Genomic DNA, 24,484 nt, shown 5'->3' with positions numbered 1-24,484 from the left:
ATTTCGGCAACGCGCCACTGCCGCCGCGCAGTGAGCGTTACGCGAAGGCCACGGAGTTTCTGGATGTGGCCAAAAAACTGTGGTCCAGCTGGGATGAGCGCCGAGAACAAGACGTCCCGAGGGCCGTTTCTGGGATGCGGCGAGCGCGCAAGCGATTGAGCACGAAGGAGACTTCTTCACCGTCAAAGGCCCCTCAATGTGCCGCGCGGACCGCAGGGTCATCCCGTCATAGCTCAGGCAGGTGCATCTGAAGGCGGCATCGATCTTGCCGCCCGCCATGGCGAAATAATCTATTGTAACATTCTATCCCGGCCCGCCGGGCAGGCTTTTGGCAAGAAAGTGCGGGACCGCGCCGTCGCCTTCGGTCGCGATCCATCCGGCATCCGCATCGTTCCGGGCCTCGTCGTCATTCTGGGCAAAACCCGTGAAGAGGCATTGAGAAAACACGAGCTCTTCAGCGGTGCCGGTTCTGAAGACGGACTTCTCGCCCGCTTCATTAAAGAAAACGGCCTTGATCCCGACCGCTTCGATCCGGATGCTGTGTTGAATGCGGAACAATTCATACCGGACCAGAACCGCCAGTGGGCAGTCGGCATGGGACTTGGCCTGTCCGATCTCCTGACCCATGAGCGGCTGACGGCACGCCAAGTCGTGCGACGCTCCGAGGGACATCACCGCCTGCTACTCGGCACCCCCGAAGAGGTGGCAGATGGCATTATCGATCTATGGCAGGACGGTACCGTAGATGGCTACACCCTTCAGCCTCCAAGAGCGCCGGATGACATTATCGAATTCGTAGATCAGGTCGTGCCGATTTTGCAGGATCGAGGCGTCTATCCACGTGAATACAGTCCCGGTACAGTAAGAGATCGCTATGGTCTGCCTTACCCTGTCGAATAAAAGCAGCACAACCGGAACGACCAAGTGCAGCGCAATGCGGATGGCCGGAAAATATCACTTATGCGTCGCCGGAAAACCTATGGCTACAAGCTACTGTAACAGGGAGAGCAACGCAGCGTCGATAGTCAGGTGTCGGTCAGGTCGAGTAGAGGCAGCAACCACTCGGGGGCTATACCCTTAGTTATTGGGCCTGATTACGCTGAGGACCGCACAGACCAAAAATTGATGGCGGCTTTTCCCTTGCAAGAAAGTCCGTCCGTTTCGATATGGAATGTCCGGCCATCGTCGCACTCTGTCGGCGGCCAGTTTTCGTTTAACGGGAAATTCCCATGCCCAAGTCGCTTCATCTCACCGCCTTCATGCGCCCCGTCAGCCTTCACACGGCGCTTGGCGCTATCCGGGCGCCTATGCGGATGCCAACTTCAATTTTAGTCATCTGAAATCATTCGCCCAGAAACTGGAACAGGCAAAGTTCGACGCCTTCTTCATGGCGGATCACTTGGCCGTCCTCAACATGCCGGTCGAGGCGCTGAGACGCAGTCACACGGTGACGTCTTTCGAGCCCTTCACCCTTCTGTCAGCTCTTGCCGCAGTCACGACAGAATCGGTCTCGCCGCGACAGCTTCCACCACTTTTGACGAGCCTTATCATGTAGCGCGCCGTTTTTGCCTCCCTCGATCATATAAGCGGCGGACGGGCCGCCTGGAACATCGTCACGACGTCAAACCCTGATGCGCCGCAACTTCGGGCTCGACGGGCACCTTGAGCATGGCGAACGCTACAAGCGGGCGCGCGAATTCTTCGATGTGGTGACAGGGCTGTGGGACAGCTTTGCAGACGATGCATTCATTCGCGATCAGGAAAGCGGAATCTTCTTCAATCCGGACAAGATGCATGTGCTGGACCATAAGGGCGAGGATTTCAGTGTTCGCGGGCCGCTGAATATTGCCCGTCCGATCCAGGCTGGCCAGTCATCGTGCAGGCAGGACAATCAGAACCGGCAGCAACTGGCAGCCGAAACTGCCGAAGTCGTTTTTGCCGCCCGCGCGATCTTGACACGGCGAAAACGCTGTATGCCGATATCAAGGGACGCATGGCACCGGTGGGTCGCGATCCCGCACATCTGAAGATCCTGCCTGCAGCGATGATCGTGATCGGTGATACACCAGAGGATGCAGGGCCAAGCGCGCAAAGCTGGATAGCCTCGTGCACTACGATAGCGCCATCGCCTCACTTTCCATTGCGCTTGGCCATGATGCCTCCGGCTTCGATCCTGGTGCGCCCCTGCCAGACATCCCGGAAACAAACGCCAGCAAGAGTGGAAGGGCGCAGGTGCTGCGACTGGCCGAGCAGGAAAAACTGACAGTGCGTCAACTCGCCCAGCGCTATGGCGGCTATGCTGGTCTTGCCTTTATCGGCACGCCCGAAACCATCGCAGACGATATGGAAACCTGGCTGAATGAAGAGGCCTCAGATGGCTTCACCTGCGTCTTCCCCTTCCTGCGCAAGGGCTGGACGACGTCACGGAGAAGCTGGTTCCAGAACTGCAGCGGCGCGGTCTGTTCCGCAAGGACTATGAGGGGTCGACTTTGCGCGATATCTTGGCCTTCCCCGCCCCGCAAACCGGTTCTCCTTTGAAGACACAGCGGTATCCGCTTCAAAACGAAGACCAAACACGAGCCGAGACATCATACAGACGCTGAGCGCTCTTTTTCGAGTAGCTGACGCTATGCGAACTTGGTAACAACCGTTCGTAGGCTGGGACCTTCGAAGTGGAGACGGAGCGTTAATCGGAGAGCGCAATTTGGCGCTCCTATTCCGCCTGCTCTTTGAGTTTTTATTCCGAATCCGATATCCTCAAATAACATGCGCGACTGAAGGGCAGTCAGAACTTCACTTTTAACTCTGCCAAGCGCAAAGCGCGCGGTCTCTCGGGCGGGCAACATCGACGTCGATATCTTTCTGGATACCGCCATTCTGGCGCCCATCATGTAAATCCTGTCACCGAGATAAAGCGCTTCGTCAATGTCGTGGGTGACCAGTAGAAACGATATGCCGCGCTGTTCCACGAGCTTGAGGATCAGGTCCTGCAGCTTCATGCGTGTGAACGCATCCACTGCGCTGAATGGTTCATCCAGCAGCAATATTCGGGGTTCCGTGTAAAGCGCGCGCGCAATCGCAACGCGCTGAGCCATCCCTCCGGAAAGCGCCTTCGGCAAGGTGGCCGCATGCCCATCCAAGCCCACATCTTCGATCAGCCTGTTGACCTTGGTAACATCGAAGCCGCGACCATCTGCGTAGCCGATGTTCTGAGCCACCGTCAGCCAGGGCATCAACCGCGGCTCCTGAAACACAAACGCGACGGGCGGGAACGACGATTTGCCGTGATGCCGCTCCACGTTGACCGAGACCTCCCCGGCAAAGCGCTGGTCAAGCCCGGCGGCTATGCGCAGAAGCGTACTCTTGCCGCAGCCACTGGGCCCAAGCAACACGGCTGCTTTGCCATCTTCAAGCTGAAGATGAATATCATTCAATACGACGGTATTCCGAAGGATTTTTCGCGCACGTCTATGTCGAGAAGGCTCATGCGGCTTTCCCTCCAATCGAGGTGGAATATGTGTCCCGCCAGGACAGGCAGCGATCTTCAATAAGTTTGAAGGCGCTATCGGAAATCTTGCCAAGCACGGCCAGACAGATGATCGCGATCAGGACGAGATCTGGTCTCGACAGCTCTCGTCCGTCCGAAAGCATGTAACCGATGCCTTCCGATGCTGCCAGTAGCTCAGCCGCAACGACACTCAGCCAGGCGAGCGACAAGCCGTAACGCAGCCCCGTAAAGAGATGCGGCAGCGAGGCTGGAATGAGGATGCGCAAGACGAGCGTGGGTAGGGATTGGCCGTACATCTCCCCCACCTCGACAATTTGCGATCAACATTTCGAATGCCGGAGAAGAGGCTTAGATACACCGGAAAGAAGCGCTTTTGGCAATCAGCACGATCTTGGATGTTTCGCCTATCCCGAACCAGATCATCAAAAGCGGCACCCAGGCAAGGCTTGGTACGGCCCGCAACGCCTGAAAGCTAGGCTCGAGATAGCGCTCAGCGAGTACCACAGACCAACGATCGACCGACGATGATGGCAAGCAGCGAACCGGCCACGAAGCCGAAGAACACCCGCAAGCTGCTGGCTGCGATATTCGTCCAGAGCGGTCCCTCAGCCAGATAGAGGAATGTGCTGTAGAGATCGGATGGCGGGGGCAGCACATAAGGGCTGACCCACCTAGACGAACAAAGATTTCCAGCATCAACAGAGCACCAACCGGTACGATGGCGCCACGCAGATCGATCGACAGCAGCTTTCGTCCAAAACCGGAACCACGCTTGGGACGCTGGCGTCCTCCCTCCTCGAACGGCCATTATGCCGAACCTCTTCGCTGGAAAGCGTCATGCCCCCACAGCCCTTTTGGCGGGCGCCGGATCGATGAGTTGGGAGAGAACGTCATCGACATTCACGCCCGGGCGCAACACCTCCGGTCCGAGAAGCGGAGTAGCGGTTTTGATGGAGGCCAGCAGCTCCTCGCCAGGAACGGGGTCCGTCCAGCTGCGCCGCGCAATCGTGCGGCGGGTGACCTCGGCGTCGCCGCCCGCCTGCGCGGTGACGAATGAGACGAACTCATCGTTGTTTTCGCGTATCCATTTCTGCGTCTGCACCCAGACGCCGAGCAGGCGCTCGACAGCTTTCGGATGCTTTTCGAGAAATGCTTCCGAGACGCTGAACACACTGCCCTCACGCCAGCTCGGATCACTGAAGATTGCGCGATTACCAGCAATTTCGGCCTGTGCGGTCTGTGGATCGATACCGACCCAGGCATCCACCTGCCCCTGCTGAAGCGCCGTAAAGCCTTCCGGGTGCTGCAGGTTGACGACTTTGAGGTCGTTGATCGTCAGATCGCTTTGGCCAGAGCACGAACCAGCGTAAAGTATGGCGCTGTTCCTTTCGTCACCGCAATCGTCTTGCCTTTCAAATCAGCAACAGACTTCAAAGGAGAATCTGCCTTGACCTGAATGATGGACGAGCCACCCCAACTGGCTACGTAAACAACTTTCAGTGGAACGCCATTTGCTCGCGAAAGAAATGCGGAGAGCGCAGCGGACCCGGCAAAATCGGTAGAGCCCACCTTCAGGAACTCAAGCGAATTGTTGCTTCCGCGCGATTGCACCCAGGAAATCTTCGTTCCCACATCCTTGAATGCGTCTTCCAGCCATCCCTTGTTTTTAATCAAAAGCGTGTGGGAGGAATAGTAGCCCCAGTCCAGCCGAAGCTCGGCAGGATAATCCGGCGTCTGCGAAAACGCACTCGTCGAAATAAACGGCGAAGACAGAGCGACGCCGACAGCGCCCAGTTTGAGAGCGCGACGGCGCGTGATGTTCGAGATCATTATCCACCCAATCTATTAATTCAGTGGATTAATTTATGCCGCTAGATAACGCTTCGTCGCGCAAAGCTTTCTCATATTAGAAGTGAAAAAAGAAAATTTCTTTCAGGAGGGGGTCGAAGCGGGAGCGGATCAACCCCCATCCCCGGAGAGATCACGTAGTACTCGCGGCAGTTTGTTCATGCATTCCGCTCCGCCACGCGTGACTAGAAACTGGTCCTCGATCATAAGCGCACCGAAGTTCTGACCATAAAACGGAGCCTCGAGTGCAACCACCATGTCTGCTTCGATGAGTTCTGGATTGTTAGCGGAGAAGAATGGCCACTCCTCGATACCTACATTGCCGCCGACCGAATGGCCGAAATGCCCGCGGTAATATTCGCCGAAGCCATCGCGTCTCATGGAGCGGAGCATTGCATCGTGGACAGCACCGAAAGCATTTCCTGGCTTGATCTGTTCAAGGCCTGCGTCAAAAGCTGCCTCCAATGCCTTGAAGATATCCTGCCCCAATTGCGACGTGGGGCCATATGTAAATGTGCGGGCACCGTCAGAGGAATAACCTTCAACAAGGGTCCCGACATCCGCTTTGATGAGCGCACCTGGGGTAACCCTGGCGGCACCGTCTGAAAGATTGGGGCCGACGGAAATGAAATCCCAATGCCCGCTCAGCGCAAAGCCGCCAACCTGTGCCGCATCCTGCGCACCCGCTTTCCAAGCCGTAGACAGTTCAGCCACCGGGACGTCGAGACGAACAGCCTGCATCATACTCTCAAGCCCGCCCTCCGCGGCATGTGCCGCGCGCCTCAACCTATCGATTTCCATGGGGGTCTTGATGGCTCGCAGGCGTCGCAGCACCAGCGAGCCGTCAACCCATTGAATTCCAGGAATCGATACCTTCAACGCCTCAAAATCAGCCGCTGGCATGCATTCGAGATCGACGCCGATCCTGCCCCCCATGAGACCTTTGTCCTTCAGCATATCGGACAAGAGGTCGAAACAGGCTGCGCGATCGAAGGTCTCCGGCCTCTGACCCGATACACCGGTACGTCGATAGGCCTCGTCAATTCCTGCGACCGATTCAACGCCCAAGAGATCGACCGTGTCGATCCATATGCGATGCGTCCTCAGATCGACATCTACTGCCTTATGTCGCATGACAGCCGCAGCATGGTCACTGACGATTGCCCCCAGTGGCAAATGAGCATCTGTGGGCACAAGAGCAATTGCAGCTCCCGCCCTGCCCCACATTGTCGCCACGCCCGCCGGAGCACCGATGGCGTACTGAAAGGCTTCCGGCTGAAAAAGAACCAGCGCGTCAAGTCCGGCCTCTCTCATCAGCCGCTCTGCACGCGTTCTATCGATACCACTCACGGCTACTCTCCATGCCAAACATGTCAATGGCTTAGCCGACGCTGGAAGAAAGCGCCAGCCGGAATAAATTTCCACTACTTGCTCGTTTAATCGAATGACATTTCCTAAACGTCGAGTCCCAGATCGTTGCCGATCTGGCTTCTCGCTTCAGCTCGGATATTGTGCAGACCTAAAGCAACGGCTGTAGCGGCCCGTCTATGAGGACATGAAATGAGCGGCTTGACGACCCAACCGGGGGTAACCTTGAAGACTACCCGTTCCCGAAAGTTTGCGCTGACTGCACTCGCACTGCTGATCAGCACTCTCCCTGCTGGCCCGCTCATGGCAGAGGATTTCGACGCGGATGCAACGGTCAACATCGGATCGCTATACGAGCCCCAGAACCTGGATAATACTGCCGGTGCTGGACAGGGTATCAACGAGGCATTCAACGGTAATGTCTATGAAGCCCTTTTCCGACTGACCGATGCAGGTGAGGTCGAGCCTGTTCTTGCCAAGGACTATACGGTCAGCGAAGACGGCCTTACCTATACATTCAAGCTACAGCCCGGCGTTACATTTCACTCGGGCGATCCCCTGACATCCAAGGATGTCAAATTTTCCATTGAACGCGTGACGGCGGCGGAATCCAAAAGCTCCCGAAAAAATAGTCTCAAAACCATTGCGACCATTGAAACACCTGACGATGCAACCGTTGTCGTCAAGCTCACATCCCGCTCGATCTCTCTCCCCTACAATCTGAGCTACGTCTGGATCGTCAATGACAAGGTGACAAATCTGACGGCGGCGGAAGATGGTACGGGGCCGTACAGCCTGACCGAGTGGCGTCGTGGTTCGTCGCTCGCAATTGGGCGGTTCGAGAAATATTGGGGCGCAAAGCCCAGCAATGCCGACGTCGTGTTTCACTATTTCACCGAAGCAACGGCGCTCAACAATGCACTTCTCACCGGCTCGGTAGATATCATCACCTCGGTTCAAAGCCCGGATTCACTCCGCCAGTTCTCCGATAATGCAGATTTCACCGTGGCCGAAGGCAAATCCACCACGAAGCTTCTGCTTGCATACAATGATCGCGTTGCGCCTTTTGACAACGTGAAGGTCCGCAAGGCGCTTGCTCGTGCAGTGGACGACGCAAAGCTTCTCAAAGCGGTATGGGGTGATCACGGCTCCCTGATCGGCTCCATGGTTCCCCCTACCGATCCGTGGTATGTCGATTTGACCTCAACGGATGCCTACGATCCACAAAGCGCCAAGGCGCTCGTGAAGGAAGCCGGTTATCCCGATGGCTTTACCTTCACCATCGACACGCCGAATTACGATCCACACCCGATCGCTGCACAATTTATCCAATCCGAGTTGGCTAAGATCGGCGTCAAGGTGAATATCAATATCATCACGGCCAATGAATGGTACACGAAGGTCTACAAAGCGCATGATTTCCAGGCGACCCTGCAGGAGCATGTGAACCACCGCGATGTCGTGTTTTACGGAAACCCCGACTTCTATTGGGGTTACAACAATCCCAAGGTGGTAGATCTCGTCAAGCAGGCCGAAGCCAGTGCAACGACCGATGAGCAGACGGAAAAACTGAAAGAAGCCAACGTGATCATCGCAGAGGATGCGGCCAGCAACTGGTTATACCTCTATCCACAGATCGTCGTCTCCTCAAAGTCCGTGACAGGATACCCGGTCAACGGCCTGAACTCGCAGTTCTTCGTTGCCGGAATTAAAAAGGCAGATTGAACTCGCTCGGGCTCTCCCGCGCACCGTATCTTCGTTATACAGTCCACCGCCTGACTTTCGTCGGGCGGTTTTCCTGCTTGAAGGGTCACAGAAATTCTCTCCTATCTGCTCCGCCGCACCGTGATATTGATCGGCTCTATTCTCATAGCCGCGATGGTGCTATTCATTTTTCTCCGCCTTCTGCCGGGCGATCCTGCAAACGCTCTTTTATCGGTTGGCGCCGACCCGGAGCAGATCGAGGCTGCCCGACAGCAGGTCGGTTCGAACCAGCCGCTGTCAGAGCAGTTTCTTCATTTCGTCAAAAGTATCTGCCGCTTTGATTTTGGAAACTCCTTCATCAGCCAGTCACCGGTCATGCCGGAGATTGTGCGCAGACTTTCGATAACTTTGCCTCTGACTGCCATTTCATTTTTGATTGCCGTCGCCATCGCCCTGCCGCTAGGCATTCTGTCTGCGGTCAAATCAAAACGCTGGTACGGCTCGGCGATAAGCGTTGTCTCTCAGCTTGGCATCGCCGTGCCCGTCTTCTGGATCGGCGTTCTTCTCGTCACGATTTTCGCCGTTAACCTCAGACTGCTGCCCTCTGGTGGGTTTCCTGCAAGGGGATGGCAGAGACTCGATTCCGCGTTGACCGCATTCGTTTTGCCGGTAGCAACGATTGCTATCGTTATGTCGGCATCTTTGATCCGATATGTCCGCTCGGCAGCGCAGGATGTTCTGGGAAGCGACTATCTACGCACCGCCCGCGCGCTCGGCGCTACCTTTTCCGAAGCGCTTGTCAGGCACGGAATTCGCAATGGCTCTGTTCCCGTCATATCGATTATGGGTATCGAGTTGGCGTCTACTCTGCTCGGAGCAGTCGTCGTGGAGCGCGTTTTCAATCTTCCGGGCCTTGGCTCCATGCTGCTTCTTGGCATTGAGCAGCGAGACTATCCTTCCGTGCAGGGCGTGCTGGTGATTTCGACCCTGCTGGTTCTCATCGTCGGCTTCATTGCCGATATCTCGCAAAGGCTGATCGATCCCCGACTTCGCTCCAGCATGCAAGGAAGACAGGGATGACAGACATTCAATTGGCCGATGACAGCATCATCAGTCGCCGCCGCTTTTCCCGGATATTTCTGATCGGCATCGGCATCGTTGCTCTTCACATTCTGATCGCCTTGCTGACACTCGTCTGGACACCCTACGATCCGAATGCAATGGCCGGTGGTCGGCTGGAGCCCCCTTCTATCCTTCATCTGATTGGCACTGACAGGCTGGGGCGCGATTTCCTGACGCTGATAATGATTGGGTCCCGCATTGCGCTGACTGTTGGTATCGGGGCAGTCATCATCGGCGGCGTGATCGGCATAGTATTGGGGTTGCTCTGTGGCTTCGCATCGAAAACGCTGGATGATGCGCTGGCGGCAACACTCGATATCATGATTGCTTTTCCGACCCTGCTCCTCGCCATGCTCATCGTCACCGCGTCGGATGGAGCCAGTCTGTGGACAGCAATCGTCGCAATCGGGATCGCCAATTCCGCGATTGTTGCCCGCCTGACACGTATTCTGACAAAACGCGTCCTGAACATGGACTTCATTACCGCATCGCGCGTTTCCGGCACCTCATGGGCAGGGGTTATCGTCCACCACATCCTGCCGAACATCTGGCCTACCCTGCTCGTCAATCTCGCCTTACAGTTCGGTTTGGCGATCATTACGGAAGCGTCGCTTTCCTATCTCGGTCTCGGTGCCCCGCCTCCCAATGCCTCATGGGGGCGCTTGCTTCAGGAAGCGCAGGGCACGGTCTACACCGCGCCGCTCGGTGCAGTCGCGCCGGGTATTGCTCTGGTCAGTCTGGTGATCGCCATCAATATCGTGGCAGACGAGCTGCGCGATCTGGCGGACCCCATAAGGAGGCGCCGTTCATGAACCCTATTCTCAACGTTGAAAATCTGTCGATCAATGCAGGCCCAAAGACACTCGTTTCGAATGTTTCTTTCAAGATCGACAAAGGCGAGAGACTTGGCCTTATAGGTGAATCCGGATCCGGCAAGTCTCTGACTTCACTGGCGGCAATAGGACTTTTACCGGAGGGCCTGTATGCAAGCGGCTCTATTCTTCTCGCTGGAAAACAGGTCATCGGAAGTCACGACAAGGATTTGGCGCCTCTTCGCGGAACGGCATCTGCTGTGATCTTTCAGGAGCCGCTGACAGCGCTGGACCCCTTGATGAAGCTTGGCAGACAGGTGCGGGAAGTGGTGCTCCGTCGCGCAAAACGGGATGGCCGCTCGCTGGACAGACAGACCGCCGACGGAGAAGTTCTGAGCCTGCTTCGGCAGGTTGCCCTTCCCGATCCAGATCGCATCGCGCAATCATGGCCGCATCAGATATCCGGCGGCCAGCGCCAGAGAGTTGCCATTGCAATGGCACTAGCATGCCGTCCGCAATTACTGATCGCAGATGAGCCGACCACGGCGCTCGATGTCACGACCCAAGTCGAGATTCTTGATTTGCTGCTCTCCCTCGTTAGACAACGCGGCATGTCTCTCCTTTTCGTCAGCCACGATCTCCCGGTCGTCGCAAGCGTCGTCGAAAGGGTCGTCGTTATGCGTAACGGACATGTGGCAGAGCAAGGAGCAATCAATGACGTCTTTCGCCATCCGAGAGATAGTTATACGCAAAGCCTCGTAGCAGCTGCGCGAGCCTTCGACGATGCACTGGGAATGAATTGATGAGCTTGATAGATGTCCGCAATGTTTCGTTCGGCTACAATCGGCAGCAGGCGACGCTTCAAGATGTGAGCCTGACTTTGCAGAAAGGACGAAACATCGGCATTGTTGGAGAATCGGGATCAGGAAAAACAACCCTTCTGCGGCTGATGCTCGGCCTCAACAGACCGCAGAGTGGCGAAATCCATATCGAAGGGAAACCTCTGGACACCGGAAGCCGAGAATTCATGCGTGGATTTCGGAAGAGAGTGCAGGCGGTTTTTCAGGATCCATATTCCTCTTTGGACCCTCGCCAGAAAGTCAAGGACATCGTTGCCGAACCGCTCCGATCTCTCAAAATCGCCGGTGACCGTAAGGAAGCCGTTGCGGAAGCGCTGAAGTCCGTGGGACTGACTGCGGATGATCTGATGGACCGCTACCCCCATGAGTTCTCCGGAGGGCAGCGTCAGCGGATAGCAATCGCGCGTGCGATAATCTCCCGGCCCGAGGTCATATTTGCCGACGAAGTCGTCAGCGCCCTGGACTTGTCTACCCGCATTCGGATTGTCGAACTGCTGAAGAAATTGTCCGAGACTGTGACGTTCGTCGTCGTGTCACACGACATCGGTCTGGTTGCTTCGCTTTGCCAGGACACCATCATCTTGGAAAAGGGCAGGATCGTTGAAAACGGTCCCACCCAAAGCATTCTCACCGCCCCGCGTCACGAATACACTCGCAAACTTCTTGCGAGCATTCCTCGCATGCCAGCGTAGAGGCCGTCACACGTCGCGAACCTCTGCGGCATATGATGACGGTCATCCTGGAAGAGCGTCAGGCAAACCAATCTGCGCGCTGAGAACAGATGCCGAGATTTTTCATCTACCAATCACCATTGCGCAGAGAACAGAAATACCGAATTCATGGATTACTCGCATCAAGATACCCTATGGATTTTGTAGAGTATTGTTAAACTAAGAGGAATTCCAACCTGCCAGCTGCGCGCATTATTGCGGGCTGAAAACGGAGCAAATTCCTTGTATCGTAGAATTTTCTTGCGCACGTCTGCTGCTGGTTTACTTTCGGCTCTTGTCTTGGTTGCTCCCTCAGCGGAAGCGGCCGAACCTGCAGCCAAGCTCATCGTTGCCGATCAGGCTGAACTAGTGCGCAATCTGCTGGAAGCCAGTGGAGAGCAGAAAACCCTCGGATTTGATGTTGAATACCCTAACTTTGCCGGCGGACCAGCCATCCTTGAGGCTATCAGGGCGGGCGCTCTGGACATAGCCTATGTCGGCGATACTCCACCTATTCAGGCTCGCGCATCCGGAACGCTTCTGCCGATTGTCGGAACGTTCACGCGTGAAGTCGCTCAGTATCGCCTGACGAGCCGCCCAGGTCTCAAGATCGACAAGCTGTCCGAGCTCAAGGGCAAGAAGCTCAGCTATGTCGAAGGATCGGGCCGCCAGGTATTCCTGATCGAGGCATTGAACAGGGCGGGCCTGAAACTTGCGGACGTCACGCTCGTCAATCTCCGCGTGGCTGACCTTCCTGATGCGCTGCGGTCCGGAGCAGTCGACGTCGCCGTTTTGCAGGAGCCCTTCGTCACGAGGCTCACCAAACAGGTAGGGGCAAGTCCTGTACTCGACCCTGAGGAGCGGCGGTTGTTGCCGAGCACCTCCTATTTTTATGCCCGCCCCGAAGCTCTAGCAGATCCTGCAAAGAGTGAGGCTATCAGGCAGTTTCTGGCAGCTTTCGTGAAAGCGGGAAACTGGAGCAACGAACACGACAAAGACTGGGCGAAGTTCTACTATACCGACTTCCAACGCGTTTCCCCGGATGACACCTCAGCAATCTTGGCCGGGCAGTCTCCGCTCGTCTTCCAAACTTCCGTCGAGGCGATACCCCACCATCAAAAACTGATCGACATCCTCTACCAGTCCGGATCGCTTAAGGAGCGGTTCGACGCCAAGGGATCATTTGTCGATACGTTCGATACCGTCATCAAGCAGTCTCGCTGATATCGGAGGTCGTATGACGGACATATCATCAGGCAGAATTACAAAAAGGCAAACAGTTCGGCACTTCGATCTTGCTGTCCGCAAGAGCTCGACGCAACTCGTTCCCGCCAAGCTGCCACCAGGATCGCGACTGGTTGGCCCAGTCATAGTTCTAATCGTATGGGAAGCCGCGTCCCGTCTGGGCCTGCTGTCTCCGAGCACGCTCGCCGCGCCCTCGACGGCAATCGCGACAGGCTATGACATGGTGCTGGACGGCAGCCTGCTGCCGCATCTTGCAGCGTCGGCAGCCCGCGCGTACTCCGGGCTTTTTCTGGGTGTGACCGTCGGCGTGATCCTTGCTCTTCTGTCAGGATTGACGCGAACCGGTGAGGCGCTCATCGACGGCCTCGTCCAGATCAAGCGGGCTGTACCTACACTCGCTCTTATCCCGCTGGTCATTATCTGGCTTGGCATCGGCGAGGCGATGAAAATATTCCTTATTTTTACCGCAGTCCTTATTCCGGTCTATATCAATACTCATGCGGCGCTACGTAGTATTGATATCGGCCATGTCGAACTTGCCCGCACTCTCGGGCTAACCCGCGCCGAGTTCATCCGGCATGTCGCCCTACCAGGAGCTCTACCCGGCTTCTTCGTCTCACTACGGCTCGCGGTCGCCCTCTGCTGGACGGCCTTAGTCGTTCTCGAGCTTGTCAACACGCAAACGGGTATCGGTTACCTGATGAACCGAGCTCGAGACTGGGGTCAGACGGATATTATCGTTGTGGGCATCATAATCTACGCTCTGCTCGGCCTCCTGTCAGATGCGGTCGTGCGGTATGTCGAAGACAAAGTACTTTCCTACAGACGGGCTCTTGGCTCATGAACGCACATGTTACTAACGCTGTAGTTCTTCGTGACCTTTCTCGCAGCTTCGAGGGCAAGCCTGTCCTCGACCGTATTTCGTTGGAGATCCCGGCCGGACAGTTTGTCGCCCTGCTCGGTGAGTCCGGTTCGGGGAAGACGACGCTGCTACGGGCGCTCGCAGGTCTTGACGACGACGCCGAAACCAAGGGACACTTCAGCGCGCCGGAGAGCTTCTCTGTTCTTTTCCAAGATTCCCGCCTTCTCCCGTGGAAAACGGTCATTGACAACCTGACGCTCGGTCTGCGCCGACCTGAGCCTGAAACGTCAGCGCTTTCCATGCTTGAGGATGTAGGGCTCGCTGACAAGGCCAATGTGTGGCCCTCCACACTGTCTGGCGGCCAGAAGCAGCGTGCGTCGCTGGCGAGATCCCTTCTCCGCACGCCGGACCTTTTGCTTGCCGATGAGCCTTTCGGTGCACTCGATGCGCTCACCCGCCTGAAGATGCAGGCTCTGCTGATGCGCCTCGTGGAGCGCAAACGACCGACGATTATTCTGGTTACGCACGACGTGGACGAGGCCCTGCTTCTGGCCGACCGTATCCTTGTTCTGAAGGATGGCAGCATCGCCGAAGATCATGCGATTTCGCTTCCGCATCCTCGCCACGAACACCAAGCCGAAGTCGCCTACCTCCGAAAGAAATTGCTTAAGAGCCTCGGCGTCGAAGCCGACAGCATTTGAAAGGCATCCCGATGTCGCGCAATCTACACCTGAACCTTTTCCTTATGTCCCGCGGCCACCATGAGGGCGCATGGCGGCACCCAAAAGCGAACCACAAGGCACTTACTGACCTCGCGCTCTATGTCGAGGCGGCGACGATTGCTGAAAGGGCGAAGTTCGATGCAGTGTTCCTCGCCGACACACTGGCCGCTGGCAATAGCAGCGGTCTTGCATCGTCGGGATCCCTCGAGCCAATCGTTCTTCTCTCGTTGCTTGCAGCCCATACGAAGAAGATTGGCCTCATCGGGACGGCCTCCACCACCTACAGTCTGCCCTACACGTTGTCGCGACAGTTCGCGACACTGGATCACCTATCCAACGGCCGCGCTGGATGGAATATCGTGACGTCTTGGGCTCCTGAGGCAGGGGCAAACTACGGGCTGCAGAAGAATGTCAATCACGGCGATCGCTACAAGTTGGCAGAGGAGTTCTTGGAGGCGGTCGATGCTCTTTGGAAAAGCTTCCCGGCAGATGCGGTCCTCGATGATCGCGAGGGTGGACGATATCTTGATCGTGATCGGATGACACCAGCGAACTATGCCGGCGAGCACTACCGGACAAAAGGACCGCTCAACGTTCCAGAGAGCCCTCAGTCTCGCCCTGTCTACATCCAGGCCGGACAATCCGATGCAGGCCGCGGCTTTGCTGCAAGGTGGGCCGAGGCCATCTTCACCGCCCACATGACGAAGGATTCTGCCAAGGCGTTCTACACCGATGTGAAAAGCAGGGCAGCCGCTTTCGGTCGCAGTCCGGAAGACATCGTTGTCCTACCCGGCATCAGCGCGGCCATCGGTTCCACCGCCAGAGAAGCTGAGCAAATCTGGGAGGAATTGGACGACCTCACCAGCACGGATGTCGGCTTGACGCGTCTCTCAGCACGGTTCGGTGGCCACGACTTTAGCCGCCTGCCACTTGACCGCACACTGACCGAGGACGACTTCCCCGACCCGAATGGGGTAGAAGCATCGAGGAGCCGGGTGGTCGGCTACATCGACATGGTGCTCAAAGAAAATCTAACGCTCAGGCAGTTACTTCGCAAACTCGCAGGCGCTCGCGGGCATTTTGTGGCGACGGGCACACCGGAGCAGGTCGCCGATATCATCGAAGACTGGTTCAGGACGGGCGCCGCCGACGGCTTCAACGTGATGCCGCCGATCATCAACAGTCAGCTTGCAGTCTTTGCTGACGAGGTGGTTCCAATTCTGCAAAGGCGCGGCCTGTTCCGGCATGAATATGAGGGCAGCACGCTACGCTCGCATTTTGGGCTGAGCGACGCGGCTTGGCCAAATGCGCTGGCCCGATCAGCTTGATGATGAACCAGCTGACGGCTCGGATACCCATAGATGGCAAAGTTCGTCAAACCGATGAAGTAGGTACGATTGCAGTTCTTAGGGGACCAAACTACCTGCACTAAACTTGGGAAATGGCTATCTATCGGCAAGATCAATGGAAAAATCGGATCTCACTCGTGGGTTGCCAAGTCGCACGGACCCAGTCAAATTGCGAAAATCTGTCTGGGTTCATGGAAAATCGTCTACAGATGATGAGTGTCCACTGCGACATCCGACGTTTCGCAAGACTGGCTATCGAGGTTGCTTGTTCCCCTGCGCACGGTGAGAAGCATCGCAAGCAAACCCATTGCAGCAGCCAGCGCGCCAGCCAGCGCCACGGAAGGATACCCCAGCCCCGTCGCGATCACTCCGCCGCCTAGCACAGCTCCGATCGCATTGCCCAAGTTGAACGCGCCGATGTTCATCGCGGACGCGAGGTTTGGCGCATCCGAAGCTGCGTTCATGATCCGCACCTGAAGCGGCGGCACTAGCGCAAAACTCGCGACGCCCCATAAGAAAATTAGGACAGCGGTCGGGACCTTGAAGGACATTAACAGGGCAAACATGGTGAGTATCACGGCAAGCGACGCCAGGGTAACGATCAGCGTGCGATCAACAGAGCGATCAGCATAACGCCCGCCCAGCCAGTTCCCTGCGGTCAAACCGACGCCATAAGTGACTAGCATCGCTGTGACGAAACCAAGCGAAGCTTGAGTTACGTCTTTCAGGATCGGTGTGATGTAGGTAAAAACGGTAAACATCGCGCTCGCCCCAAGAACGGTTAGACCCAAAGCGCCAAGGACTTCTCCGCGCCTCATGACGCGCATTTCCGCCATCGCATTTCCATTGGGCTCTGCCGGTAGCGCGGGCAATGTCAGTCGAAGCGCAGCCATCGTCGCTACACCCAACGCTGCGATGCCCCAAAACGAAGCGCGCCAGCCGAAATAATCGCCGGCCCAGGTCGCAATCGGAACGCCGACCACATTCGCGATTGTCAGTCCCATGAACATCGCCGCCACCGCCCCGGCGCGACGGTCCGCAGGAACGAGGCTGGTCGCCACGATCGCACCGACACCGAAGAATGCACCGTGGTTCAACGAGGTAAGGATGCGGGCTCCCAGCAGCACGCCGTAACTGTTCGAGATCGCCGCCAGTAGGTTGCCCAATGTGAAGATACCAGCAAGCAGGATAAGGAGCGTCCGCCTTGGCACGCGTGCTGTCGTCAACGTCATCAACGGTGCCCCGATCACCACACCGAGGGCATAGGCGCTGATGAGCAGCCCGGCAGTTGGTATCGACACGCCCAGATCTCCAGCTATGACGGGGAGCAGCCCCATCGGCGCGAATTCAGTTACGCCAATGCCGAAAGCGCCGACCGACAACGCCAGAAGGCCAAAATTGAATTTCATCGACCGACTCCTCAAACCAGCGCCGGATGCAGGCGGGCGAACCCTTCCTGTTGGCGGTATGGCGTGTGAGGATAGGGAGGTAACACAGTGCTCGCCGCGTCGAGCACCTTGATCTGGTCATCCGATAAGGCCCAACCAACTGCACCGAGATTGTCGCGCAACTGCGCTTCATTGCGCGCGCCGATAATGACAGAGGCGACGGTAGGTCGACGGAGCAACCAGTTGATCGCGACCTGCGGCACGCTTCGTTCGGTCTCGGCGGCGATGGTCTCCAATGCGTCGATCACGCGGTAGAGATACTCGCCGTCGACCGGCGGCGCGAACTGCTCGGTCTCATGGAGACGGCTTCCCTCGGGAATTGGCCGGTCGCGCCCGATTTTTCCCGTCAGTCGGCCCCAGCCAAGCGGGCTCCAAACGAGCGCACCAATACCCTGATCTGCTGCCAAAGGCATCAGATCCGCCTCGTAGGCACGCCCGATCAGCGAGTAATAGACCTGATGTGCGACTAGGCGCGGCCAGCCGTTGCGGTCAGCAAGCGCTTGCGCTTTCATCAGCTGCCAGCCCGGATAATTGGAAACACCGGTGTAACGAACCTTGCCTGCTGCAACAAGCATATCGAGTGTGGCCATCAACTCCTCTGTCGGAGTGGAAACATCGAAAGCGTGGAGTTGAAGCAGGTCGATGTAATCGGTGCCGAGCCGACGCAGCGCGTCTTCCACCACGCGGATGAGCCGGGCGCGCGATGCGCCCCATTCCTGTGGGCCATCCCCCATCGGCAGACCGGTCTTGGTCGAGATCAGCACCTTGTCGCGACGTCCCTTGATCGCCGCGCCAAGCACCGTTTCTGACGCACCGTTGGAATAAACGTCGGCAGTGTCGAATAGGTTGACGCCGGCCTCAAGGCAGATATCGACCATCCGCCGAGCTTCTGTCTCGTCGCTCCGGCCCCACGCACCAAAAAGCGGTCCAGTACCGCCAAAAGTCCCGGTGCCGAAGCTAAGCACCGGTATGCGCAATCCTGATGAACCCAGTTGACGATATTCCATGTCTCTTCACTCCAATTGCTATATGAGTTCATAAATAATCGGTCAAAGGATGCCGCAGTAGCCGTTACCAACGCGAAGGATTTTTGATTTGGATGCAAAGGTGATCATTGGCGGTGACAGGGCAAGGTCACTTGAGGTTTTCGCAACGGTGATGCGGGAGGGCAGTTTTTCCGCTGCCGGACGTGCCCTTGGTCTGACACCATCGGCAGTCGCGCGGTCAATCGACCGGATAGAGGCCAGGCTTGGTGTCAGGCTGTTACTGCGCTCGACCCGCGCCCTGATATTGACAGCTGAAGGCCAGGCCTATCTGCAAACCGCACGTCGCATCCTCGCCGATCTCGACGACGCCGAGCAGCAAATCGCCGATCAGGGCGCACCCCGCGGGCGGCTGAGGATCAGCGCCGCGCTGTCGCATGGGCGACTATGCGTGGTACCGCTACTCGATGAATTCGCTGCGCTCTACCCACATATCCTAATCGATATCGCACTGACCGACGCAGTCATTGATGTCGCGGCTGGGCAGGCGGATGTAGCCATACGATTTGGACCACTCACCGACAGTTTGCTGACCGCACGCAAGCTTGGCGAAAATCGCCGCATAATCGTGGCAGCGCCGCAGTATCTTGAACGCCACGGTATGCCGACGGCACCTGATGATCTGTACCGACACAATTGCCTTAATTTTAACTTTCGGCGCGCTGAGCCGATCTGGCCCTTCCGCTTCGGCGGACAAGACATCACGCTATCGGTGAAAGGCAGCATCGAAGCGAACAATGGCGAGACGCTTGGTCAGCTTGCAGCCGCTGGCGTCTTGATCGCTCGGGTCGGCGCCTTCAGCGTCGCCGAGGACATCGCCGCTGGGAGGCTTTTGCCGATACTCGAAGAGTTCAATCCTGGCGATGTCGAGTTGATTCACGCGGTGTTTGTCGGCGGAGCGAATACGCCCGCGCGCGTACGAGTGTTTATTGACTTCATCGTATCACGCCTTAACCAATGACGTCTGCGCGCAATCTCGACGGTCTCTGTCGTCAATCAGAATGGAATATGTAGTATGGTGCAGTTTCGATGACATCAGGGCACGATCAATAAGCGCCTTGACCAGATTGAGCTTTCCGCGTCCATGCATTTGTCGCTTGATGAATAACAGAGCCTACATGTCATTTGAATATTTTCGCATCACGGGTCAACAGTTAGAGATATCTGTCGACCTGACCGTGGCCATCGTCGCAGCATCCACATAGGCCACGCGGCGGAGCAAAGTGTTCCGCGACATCCGACTGTGAGCCTTGTCCACGAGGCTTGTGCCGATACCCAGATCGCTTCAAAAAAGACCCACCGAACTGGATTTCCTTCTTACGACGACCCGTAAAACCCAAAAGCATATCGGGTCCCTGATCGATCGAATCGCGGATCCGTACAACCCGGGAATTAATATAAGCTTATGGCCCGCACCTAGTTGATCTACGCCATCATGGCCAAGGAACGCTACTGCTGCTCCAACCACAAAAGCAAGCTGCCGGGCTTATTCGACGACATCGCCGGACGGGCGCGCCGGAACCTTGTAGCGTCCGTCAAGAATGAGCCCAACGAGCGCCAGCAGATTTCCATGGAATTGAAGGCTGCCGCCGTCCTCCCCGCGCTCCGCTGGGCGATATGCTCGACACGTTTGAAGAGCGCCGCGCCTGCCTAGAGACAATTCTGAAGTAGGCACCGGCGGAAGAATATCTCGGGGAGAAGATCAAGAGGCTGAAGGCGGACATAAGCCCTGAGGCCGTGCAGTTGGTCATCAACTCCGCCGTCTATAACATGCGCGAGCACGCCGACACGGAAACGAAGCAGCCGTTCATCAATATCATGCGCCAGTTCACCCAGAAGGTCGTCATCGGCAAGACCTCGTGCCACCAGCTAGCATCACTCGAAGTCGACGGTCGCATCGCTTCCATTTTTGGCGGGGATGGAGGGGGCGACGACCCTGGAGAAGCAATTCGAGGCGCTCAAGCAGCACGATTATCTGGAGAAGCTTCGCGCCGGTGAACTGGACACTGCGCAGAAACGAAAAAAGCTCCTCGACGCTGACGCGGAGGAGTTTTCTATAAAACGACTTGAATGGTCAAATATTCAAGTTTCAGTGGTTGCGGGGGCAGGATTTGAACCTGCGGCCTTCAGGTTATGAGCCTGACGAGCTACCGGGCTGCTCCACCCCGCGTTATTTATGAGCTGACGTCGGGCAAGCGCCCGGGTCTTTCGTTTGTCCTTCCTTGGAGGCTTGCGCTTCCTGCGAGAGGACGGGGCTGCTCCACCCCGCGTTACCAGCACAGCCCTTTTGTCGGGTGGCGCCATTTGAAGTTTGTGTAGTTTATAACACAAAAGGCCGCTTGGTTAGCGGCCCTTTTGATTTCGGCTGGGCCGAGGGTGTGACGAGAAGATTGTGCGATTTTTCTGTCACATGCAGCTTTCCGGATAGTTCCTATCCGGGCGCATGTGTGTATATGTTTTGCGTTTTGCAGACCTGGCAGCGACCTACTCTCCCGCGTCTTAAGACGAAGTACCATTGGCGCTGGGGCGTTTCACGGCCGTGTTCGGAATGGGAACGGGTGCAGCCGCCCCGCAATAACCACCAGGTCGGCAAAACGCAACAACATACGTTGTTTTCGAGAAGCTGGAGAGGAGACGTTCGTCTCACTCTATTTAATTTACACGTCTTGTTTGTTTTGTCCTGACGCGCGAAGCGCTCCGGACGGGCCGCATCACGAGATGCGACGGCCTCTGGCCTGTATTGTTGCCGAACTCAAGCTTGAGTGAGGCAGCCATACAGGACGCTAGTCCGTCGCGCCATGTGGCGCACAGCCTGCCCTCGGGCTTGACCCGAGGGTCTGCAGCGTAGTGGCCGAAGGCCACGTCAGCGTGAAGACAAAACAGATCATCGAACTGCGTTCGATGAACATAATCAATGGGAACGAAGAAGTCGATCGAGCTATTAGTAACGGTAAGCTTCATGCATTGCTGCACTTCCACACCCGTCCTATCGACGTGGTCGTCTTCCACGGCTCTGATAGGGAACACTCGTTTTCAGGTTGGTTTCCCGCTTAGATGCCTTCAGCGGTTATCCATTCCGTATATAGCTACTCTGCTATGCCCTTGGCAGGACAACAGATCCACCAGAGATACGTCCATCCCGGTCCTCTCGTACTAGGGACAGATCCTGTCAATATTCCTACACCCACGGCAGATAGGGACCGAACTGTCTCACGACGTTCTGAACCCAACTCACGTACCGCTTTAAATGGCGAACAGCCATACCCTTGGGACCTGCTCCAGCCCCAGGATGCGATGAGTCGACATCGAGGTGCCAAACAACCCCGTCGATATGGACTCTTGGGGGTCATCAGCCTGTTATCCCCGGCGTACCTTTTATCCGTTGAGCGATGGCCCTTCCACACGGGACCACCGGATCACTATGACCGACTTTCGTCTCTGCTCGACTTGTCAGTCTCGCAGTCAGGCTAGCTTATGCCATTGCACTCGACGACCGATTTCCGACCGGTCTGAGCTAACCATCGCGCGCCTCCGTTACTCTTTCGGAGGCGACCGCCCCAGTCAAACTACCCACCATACACTGTCCCGGATCCGGATAACGGACCGCGGTTAGACATCCACGAAGATAAGGGTGGTATTTCAAGGATGGCTCCACGCAAACTGGCGTCCGCGCTTCAAAGCCTACCACCTATCCTACACATGCCTTGGCGAATGCCAGTGTAAAGCTATAGTAAAGGTGCACGGGGTCTTTCCGTCTGACCGCAGGAACCCCGCATCTTCACGGGGAATTCAATTTCACTGAGTCTATGTTGGAGACAGCGGGGAAGTCGTTACGCCATTCGTGCAGGTCGGAACTTACCCGACAAGGAATTTCGCTACCTTAGGACCGTTATAGTTACGGCCGCCGTTTACTGGGGCTTCAGTTCAAAGCTTGCACCTCTCCCTTTAACCTTCCAGCACCGGGCAGGCGTCAGACCCTATACGTCGTATTGCTACTTCGCAGAGCCCTGTGTTTTTGATAAACAGTCGCTACCCCCTGGTCTGTGCCACCCCATCATAGTTGCCTAAAATGGGGTCACGCTTCTTCCGAAGTTACGCGTGCAATTTGCCGAGTTCCTTCAACATAGTTCTCTCAAGCGCCTTGGTATACTCTACCTGACCACCTGTGTCGGTTTCGGGTACGGTCTATACGGTGGAGCTATTTCCTGGAACCTCTTCGCCGCACATCCAATCCAATAAGAATGCACAACACACAAGATCCGTCACTACCACCAGGCCCACGAATATTAACGTGGTTCCCATCGACTACGCGTGTCCGCCTCGTCTTAGGGGCCGGCTAACCCTGCTCAGATTAACTTTAAGCAGGAACCCTTGGTCTTTCGGCGAGGGAGTCTCTCACTCCCTTTATCGTTACTCATGTCAACATTCGCACTTCCGATATCTCCAGCAGCCCTCACGGGTCCGCCTTCACAGACTTACGGAACGCTCCGCTACCACTTGAGCATAAGCTCAAATCCTCAGCTTCGGTGCATGGCTTTAGCCCCGTTACATTTTCGGCGCAAAGACCCTTATTTAGACCAGTGAGCTGTTACGCTTTCTTTAAATGATGGCTGCTTCTAAGCCAACATCCTGGTTGTTTTGGGATCCTCACATCCTTTCCCACTTAGCCATGACTTGGGGACCTTAGCTGGAGGTCAGGGTTGTTGCCCTCTTCACGACGGACGTTAGCACCCGCCGTGTGTCTGCCGACTAGTACTCCTCGGTATTCGGAGTTTGGTTAGGATCAGTAAGACGGTGAGTCCCCATAGCCCATCCAGTGCTCTACCCCCGAGGGTATAAGGTCGACGCTCTACCTAAATAGATTTCGCGGAGAACCAGCTATTTCCGAGTTTGATTGGCCTTTCACCCCTAGCCACAAGTCATCCCGAACTATTGCAACAGTTATGGGTTCGGCCCTCCAGTTGGTGTTACCCAACCTTCAGCCTGCTCATGGCTAGATCACTCGGTTTCGGGTCTAATGCAACGAACTGAACGCCCTGTTCAGACTCGCTTTCGCTACGCCTACACCTACCGGCTTAAGCTTGCTCGTTACACTAAGTCGTTGACCCATTATACAAAAGGTACGCCGTCACCCAACCCACTAAAGGGCTCGAGCTCCGACTGTTTGTAGGCATCCGGTTTCAGGTTCTATTTCACTCCCCTCGTCGGGGTGCTTTTCACCTTTCCCTCACGGTACTTGTTCGCTATCGGTCATGCACGAGTACTTAGGCTTGGAGAGTGGTCTCCCCATGTTCAGACAGGATTTCACGTGTCCCGCCCTACTCAAGGACAATGCCTGTTCTACGTCTACGGGGCTATCACCCGCTATGGCCGACCTTTCCAGATCGTTCGACTTTATTCAGCATTGCCACTGGCCTGGTCCGCGTTCGCTCGCCACTACTTACGGAGTCTCGGTTGATGTCCTTTCCTGCAGGTACTTAGATGTTTCAGTTCCCTGCGTTCGCTTCTTACACCCTATGTATTCAGGTGTAGATACCTCATCGCGATATCTAGAAACCTCTTTTGCTGAACCCTCGAACCCGGTATCGCCGGGTGTCTTCTGTCCTCACGGCCGAAGGCCTGCGGACGGCGCGCCAAACGATTGGCGACGACCTATCGGTCTGTATGGGAGAACCCAACAGACCCTTTGAAGATATATTCAAGTGTTAGCAAAACAGATTTTCTAGATATCTGAGGTGGGTTGCCCCATTCGGAGATCCATGGATCAAAGCTTATTCGCAGCTCCCCACGGCTTTTCGCAGCGTATCACGTCCTTCTTCGCCTGTGCATGCCAAGGCATCCACCAAATGCCCTTAATTCACTTCTTCGTTCTCATTGTCTATG

The 24,484-nt window shown here is 56.3% G+C and carries 20 protein-coding genes, 1 tRNA gene, 2 rRNA genes and 2 pseudogenes; 14 read left to right on the top strand and 11 right to left on the bottom strand.

The features are described 5' to 3' along the window. Nucleotides 1–900, top strand: a pseudogene (locus tag CFBP5473_RS21070) (LLM class flavin-dependent oxidoreductase); the annotation flags it as partial. A 329-nt stretch (nt 901–1,229) separates the two neighbouring features. Further along, nucleotides 1,230–2,530, top strand: a pseudogene (locus CFBP5473_RS25610) (LLM class flavin-dependent oxidoreductase); the annotation flags it as partial. A 97-nt stretch (nt 2,531–2,627) separates the two neighbouring features. Here the strand turns inward: CFBP5473_RS25610 and CFBP5473_RS21060 are convergent. The 6 genes from CFBP5473_RS21060 to CFBP5473_RS21045 all read right to left on the bottom strand — a co-directional run bounded on the left by CFBP5473_RS21060 (nt 2,628) and on the right by CFBP5473_RS21045 (nt 6,706). Continuing rightward, nucleotides 2,628–3,392, bottom strand: a complete 765-nt coding sequence (locus CFBP5473_RS21060; RefSeq protein WP_234881887.1) for an ABC transporter ATP-binding protein — start codon at nt 3,390–3,392, stop codon at nt 2,628–2,630. Between the two features lie 91 nt (nt 3,393–3,483). Continuing rightward, nucleotides 3,484–3,804: an ABC transporter permease gene (locus CFBP5473_RS25415; RefSeq protein ID WP_234881865.1), complete on the bottom strand. Its 321-nt coding sequence runs from the start codon at nt 3,802–3,804 to the stop codon at nt 3,484–3,486. Between the two features lie 194 nt (nt 3,805–3,998). Next, nucleotides 3,999–4,163: a hypothetical protein gene (locus CFBP5473_RS25410; protein WP_234881864.1), complete on the bottom strand. Its 165-nt coding sequence runs from the start codon at nt 4,161–4,163 to the stop codon at nt 3,999–4,001. 180 nt (nt 4,164–4,343) lie between these two features. Then, nucleotides 4,344–4,817 carry an ABC transporter substrate-binding protein gene (locus CFBP5473_RS25405; RefSeq protein WP_234881886.1) on the bottom strand — a complete coding sequence of 158 codons (474 nt, stop codon included), beginning with the start codon at nt 4,815–4,817 and terminating at the stop codon, nt 4,344–4,346. A 26-nt stretch (nt 4,818–4,843) separates the two neighbouring features. Further along, on the bottom strand, nt 4,844–5,338 hold the full coding sequence (locus CFBP5473_RS25400; RefSeq protein WP_234881863.1) for an ABC transporter substrate-binding protein: 495 nt from the start codon (nt 5,336–5,338) through the stop codon (nt 4,844–4,846). Between the two features lie 129 nt (nt 5,339–5,467). Next, a complete protein-coding gene (locus CFBP5473_RS21045) occupies nt 5,468–6,706 on the bottom strand; it encodes a M24 family metallopeptidase (RefSeq protein ID WP_027675920.1) in 1,239 nt (412 codons plus the stop codon). 321 nt (nt 6,707–7,027) lie between these two features. On the opposite strand from CFBP5473_RS21045, the gene CFBP5473_RS21040 reads away from it, so the two are divergent. The 9 genes from CFBP5473_RS21040 to CFBP5473_RS21000 all read left to right on the top strand — a co-directional run bounded on the left by CFBP5473_RS21040 (nt 7,028) and on the right by CFBP5473_RS21000 (nt 16,089). After that, nucleotides 7,028–8,449 carry an ABC transporter substrate-binding protein gene (locus tag CFBP5473_RS21040; protein WP_234881877.1) on the top strand — a complete coding sequence of 474 codons (1,422 nt, stop codon included), beginning with the start codon at nt 7,028–7,030 and terminating at the stop codon, nt 8,447–8,449. 105 nt (nt 8,450–8,554) lie between these two features. Beyond that, complete coding sequence (locus CFBP5473_RS21035; RefSeq protein WP_219276214.1) at nt 8,555–9,508, top strand: ABC transporter permease; 954 nt, start codon at nt 8,555–8,557, stop codon at nt 9,506–9,508. Further along, complete coding sequence (locus tag CFBP5473_RS21030) at nt 9,505–10,362, top strand: ABC transporter permease (RefSeq protein WP_051441304.1); 858 nt, start codon at nt 9,505–9,507, stop codon at nt 10,360–10,362. The genes CFBP5473_RS21035 and CFBP5473_RS21030 overlap by 4 nt, the downstream gene beginning before the upstream one ends. After that, the gene (locus tag CFBP5473_RS21025; RefSeq protein WP_027675923.1) at nt 10,359–11,165 is read left to right on the top strand and encodes an ATP-binding cassette domain-containing protein; all 807 of its coding nucleotides are present in this window, start codon (nt 10,359–10,361) and stop codon (nt 11,163–11,165) included. The genes CFBP5473_RS21030 and CFBP5473_RS21025 overlap by 4 nt, the downstream gene beginning before the upstream one ends. Next, entirely contained in the window at nt 11,165–11,914 is a 750-nt protein-coding gene (locus tag CFBP5473_RS21020; protein ID WP_027675924.1) for an ABC transporter ATP-binding protein, read from the top strand. The genes CFBP5473_RS21025 and CFBP5473_RS21020 overlap by 1 nt, the downstream gene beginning before the upstream one ends. A gap of 279 nt (nt 11,915–12,193) precedes the next feature. Continuing rightward, nucleotides 12,194–13,156 carry an ABC transporter substrate-binding protein gene (locus tag CFBP5473_RS21015; RefSeq protein ID WP_234881844.1) on the top strand — a complete coding sequence of 321 codons (963 nt, stop codon included), beginning with the start codon at nt 12,194–12,196 and terminating at the stop codon, nt 13,154–13,156. A gap of 13 nt (nt 13,157–13,169) precedes the next feature. Further along, nucleotides 13,170–14,021 carry an ABC transporter permease gene (locus tag CFBP5473_RS21010; protein ID WP_027675926.1) on the top strand — a complete coding sequence of 284 codons (852 nt, stop codon included), beginning with the start codon at nt 13,170–13,172 and terminating at the stop codon, nt 14,019–14,021. Beyond that, nucleotides 14,018–14,740: an ABC transporter ATP-binding protein gene (locus CFBP5473_RS21005; RefSeq protein ID WP_027675927.1), complete on the top strand. Its 723-nt coding sequence runs from the start codon at nt 14,018–14,020 to the stop codon at nt 14,738–14,740. Before CFBP5473_RS21010 ends, CFBP5473_RS21005 begins: the two co-directional genes overlap by 4 nt. A gap of 11 nt (nt 14,741–14,751) precedes the next feature. Continuing rightward, the gene (locus CFBP5473_RS21000) at nt 14,752–16,089 is read left to right on the top strand and encodes an LLM class flavin-dependent oxidoreductase (protein WP_027675928.1); all 1,338 of its coding nucleotides are present in this window, start codon (nt 14,752–14,754) and stop codon (nt 16,087–16,089) included. Between the two features lie 224 nt (nt 16,090–16,313). Here CFBP5473_RS21000 and CFBP5473_RS20995 read toward each other — a convergent pair whose 3' ends face one another. Both CFBP5473_RS20995 and CFBP5473_RS20990 read right to left on the bottom strand, forming a co-directional pair. Continuing rightward, nucleotides 16,314–17,519: an MFS transporter gene (locus tag CFBP5473_RS20995; RefSeq protein WP_027675929.1), complete on the bottom strand. Its 1,206-nt coding sequence runs from the start codon at nt 17,517–17,519 to the stop codon at nt 16,314–16,316. Nucleotides 17,520–17,530: 11 nt separating this feature from the next. Beyond that, nucleotides 17,531–18,565, bottom strand: coding sequence for an aldo/keto reductase (locus tag CFBP5473_RS20990; protein WP_027675930.1), 1,035 nt, complete (start codon nt 18,563–18,565; stop codon nt 17,531–17,533). A gap of 88 nt (nt 18,566–18,653) precedes the next feature. On the opposite strand from CFBP5473_RS20990, the gene CFBP5473_RS20985 reads away from it, so the two are divergent. The 3 genes from CFBP5473_RS20985 (at nt 18,654) to CFBP5473_RS20975 (ending at nt 20,599) form a co-directional block, all read left to right on the top strand. After that, entirely contained in the window at nt 18,654–19,562 is a 909-nt protein-coding gene (locus CFBP5473_RS20985) for a LysR family transcriptional regulator (protein WP_136954413.1), read from the top strand. A 459-nt stretch (nt 19,563–20,021) separates the two neighbouring features. Further along, a complete protein-coding gene (locus tag CFBP5473_RS20980) occupies nt 20,022–20,255 on the top strand; it encodes a hypothetical protein (RefSeq protein ID WP_027677348.1) in 234 nt (77 codons plus the stop codon). Nucleotides 20,256–20,344: 89 nt separating this feature from the next. Beyond that, nucleotides 20,345–20,599: a hypothetical protein gene (locus CFBP5473_RS20975; RefSeq protein ID WP_136954412.1), complete on the top strand. Its 255-nt coding sequence runs from the start codon at nt 20,345–20,347 to the stop codon at nt 20,597–20,599. Nucleotides 20,600–20,694: 95 nt separating this feature from the next. Here CFBP5473_RS20975 and CFBP5473_RS20970 read toward each other — a convergent pair. The 3 genes from CFBP5473_RS20970 to CFBP5473_RS20960 form a co-directional block, all read right to left on the bottom strand. Next, a tRNA-Met gene (locus CFBP5473_RS20970) sits at nt 20,695–20,771 on the bottom strand. A gap of 301 nt (nt 20,772–21,072) precedes the next feature. Beyond that, nucleotides 21,073–21,187 (bottom strand): 5S ribosomal RNA (rrf, locus tag CFBP5473_RS20965). 334 nt (nt 21,188–21,521) lie between these two features. Next, nucleotides 21,522–24,468 (bottom strand): 23S ribosomal RNA (locus CFBP5473_RS20960). Between the last annotated feature and the right edge of the window lie 16 nt (nt 24,469–24,484).

The organism is Agrobacterium larrymoorei, from assembly GCF_005145045.1.
In the GTDB taxonomy this organism is placed as follows: Bacteria; Pseudomonadota; Alphaproteobacteria; order Rhizobiales; family Rhizobiaceae; genus Agrobacterium; species Agrobacterium larrymoorei.
Note: the sequence above shows the minus strand (reverse complement) of the source record. Positions and strands in the feature narration are given on the sequence as shown.

Coding starts and splice junctions, on each gene's coding strand:
- CFBP5473_RS21025 (WP_027675923.1), top strand. CDS start 10,359: ATGAACCCTATTCTCAACGTTGAAAATCTGTCGATCAATGCAGGCCCA.
- CFBP5473_RS21040 (WP_234881877.1), top strand. CDS start 7,028: ATGGCAGAGGATTTCGACGCGGATGCAACGGTCAACATCGGATCGCTA.
- CFBP5473_RS20990 (WP_027675930.1), bottom strand. CDS start 18,565: ATGGAATATCGTCAACTGGGTTCATCAGGATTGCGCATACCGGTGCTT.
- CFBP5473_RS25415 (WP_234881865.1), bottom strand. CDS start 3,804: ATGTACGGCCAATCCCTACCCACGCTCGTCTTGCGCATCCTCATTCCA.
- CFBP5473_RS20995 (WP_027675929.1), bottom strand. CDS start 17,519: ATGAAATTCAATTTTGGCCTTCTGGCGTTGTCGGTCGGCGCTTTCGGC.
- CFBP5473_RS21005 (WP_027675927.1), top strand. CDS start 14,018: ATGAACGCACATGTTACTAACGCTGTAGTTCTTCGTGACCTTTCTCGC.
- CFBP5473_RS21000 (WP_027675928.1), top strand. CDS start 14,752: ATGTCGCGCAATCTACACCTGAACCTTTTCCTTATGTCCCGCGGCCAC.
- CFBP5473_RS21010 (WP_027675926.1), top strand. CDS start 13,170: ATGACGGACATATCATCAGGCAGAATTACAAAAAGGCAAACAGTTCGG.
- CFBP5473_RS21030 (WP_051441304.1), top strand. CDS start 9,505: ATGACAGACATTCAATTGGCCGATGACAGCATCATCAGTCGCCGCCGC.
- CFBP5473_RS25400 (WP_234881863.1), bottom strand. CDS start 5,338: ATGATCTCGAACATCACGCGCCGTCGCGCTCTCAAACTGGGCGCTGTC.
- CFBP5473_RS21020 (WP_027675924.1), top strand. CDS start 11,165: ATGAGCTTGATAGATGTCCGCAATGTTTCGTTCGGCTACAATCGGCAG.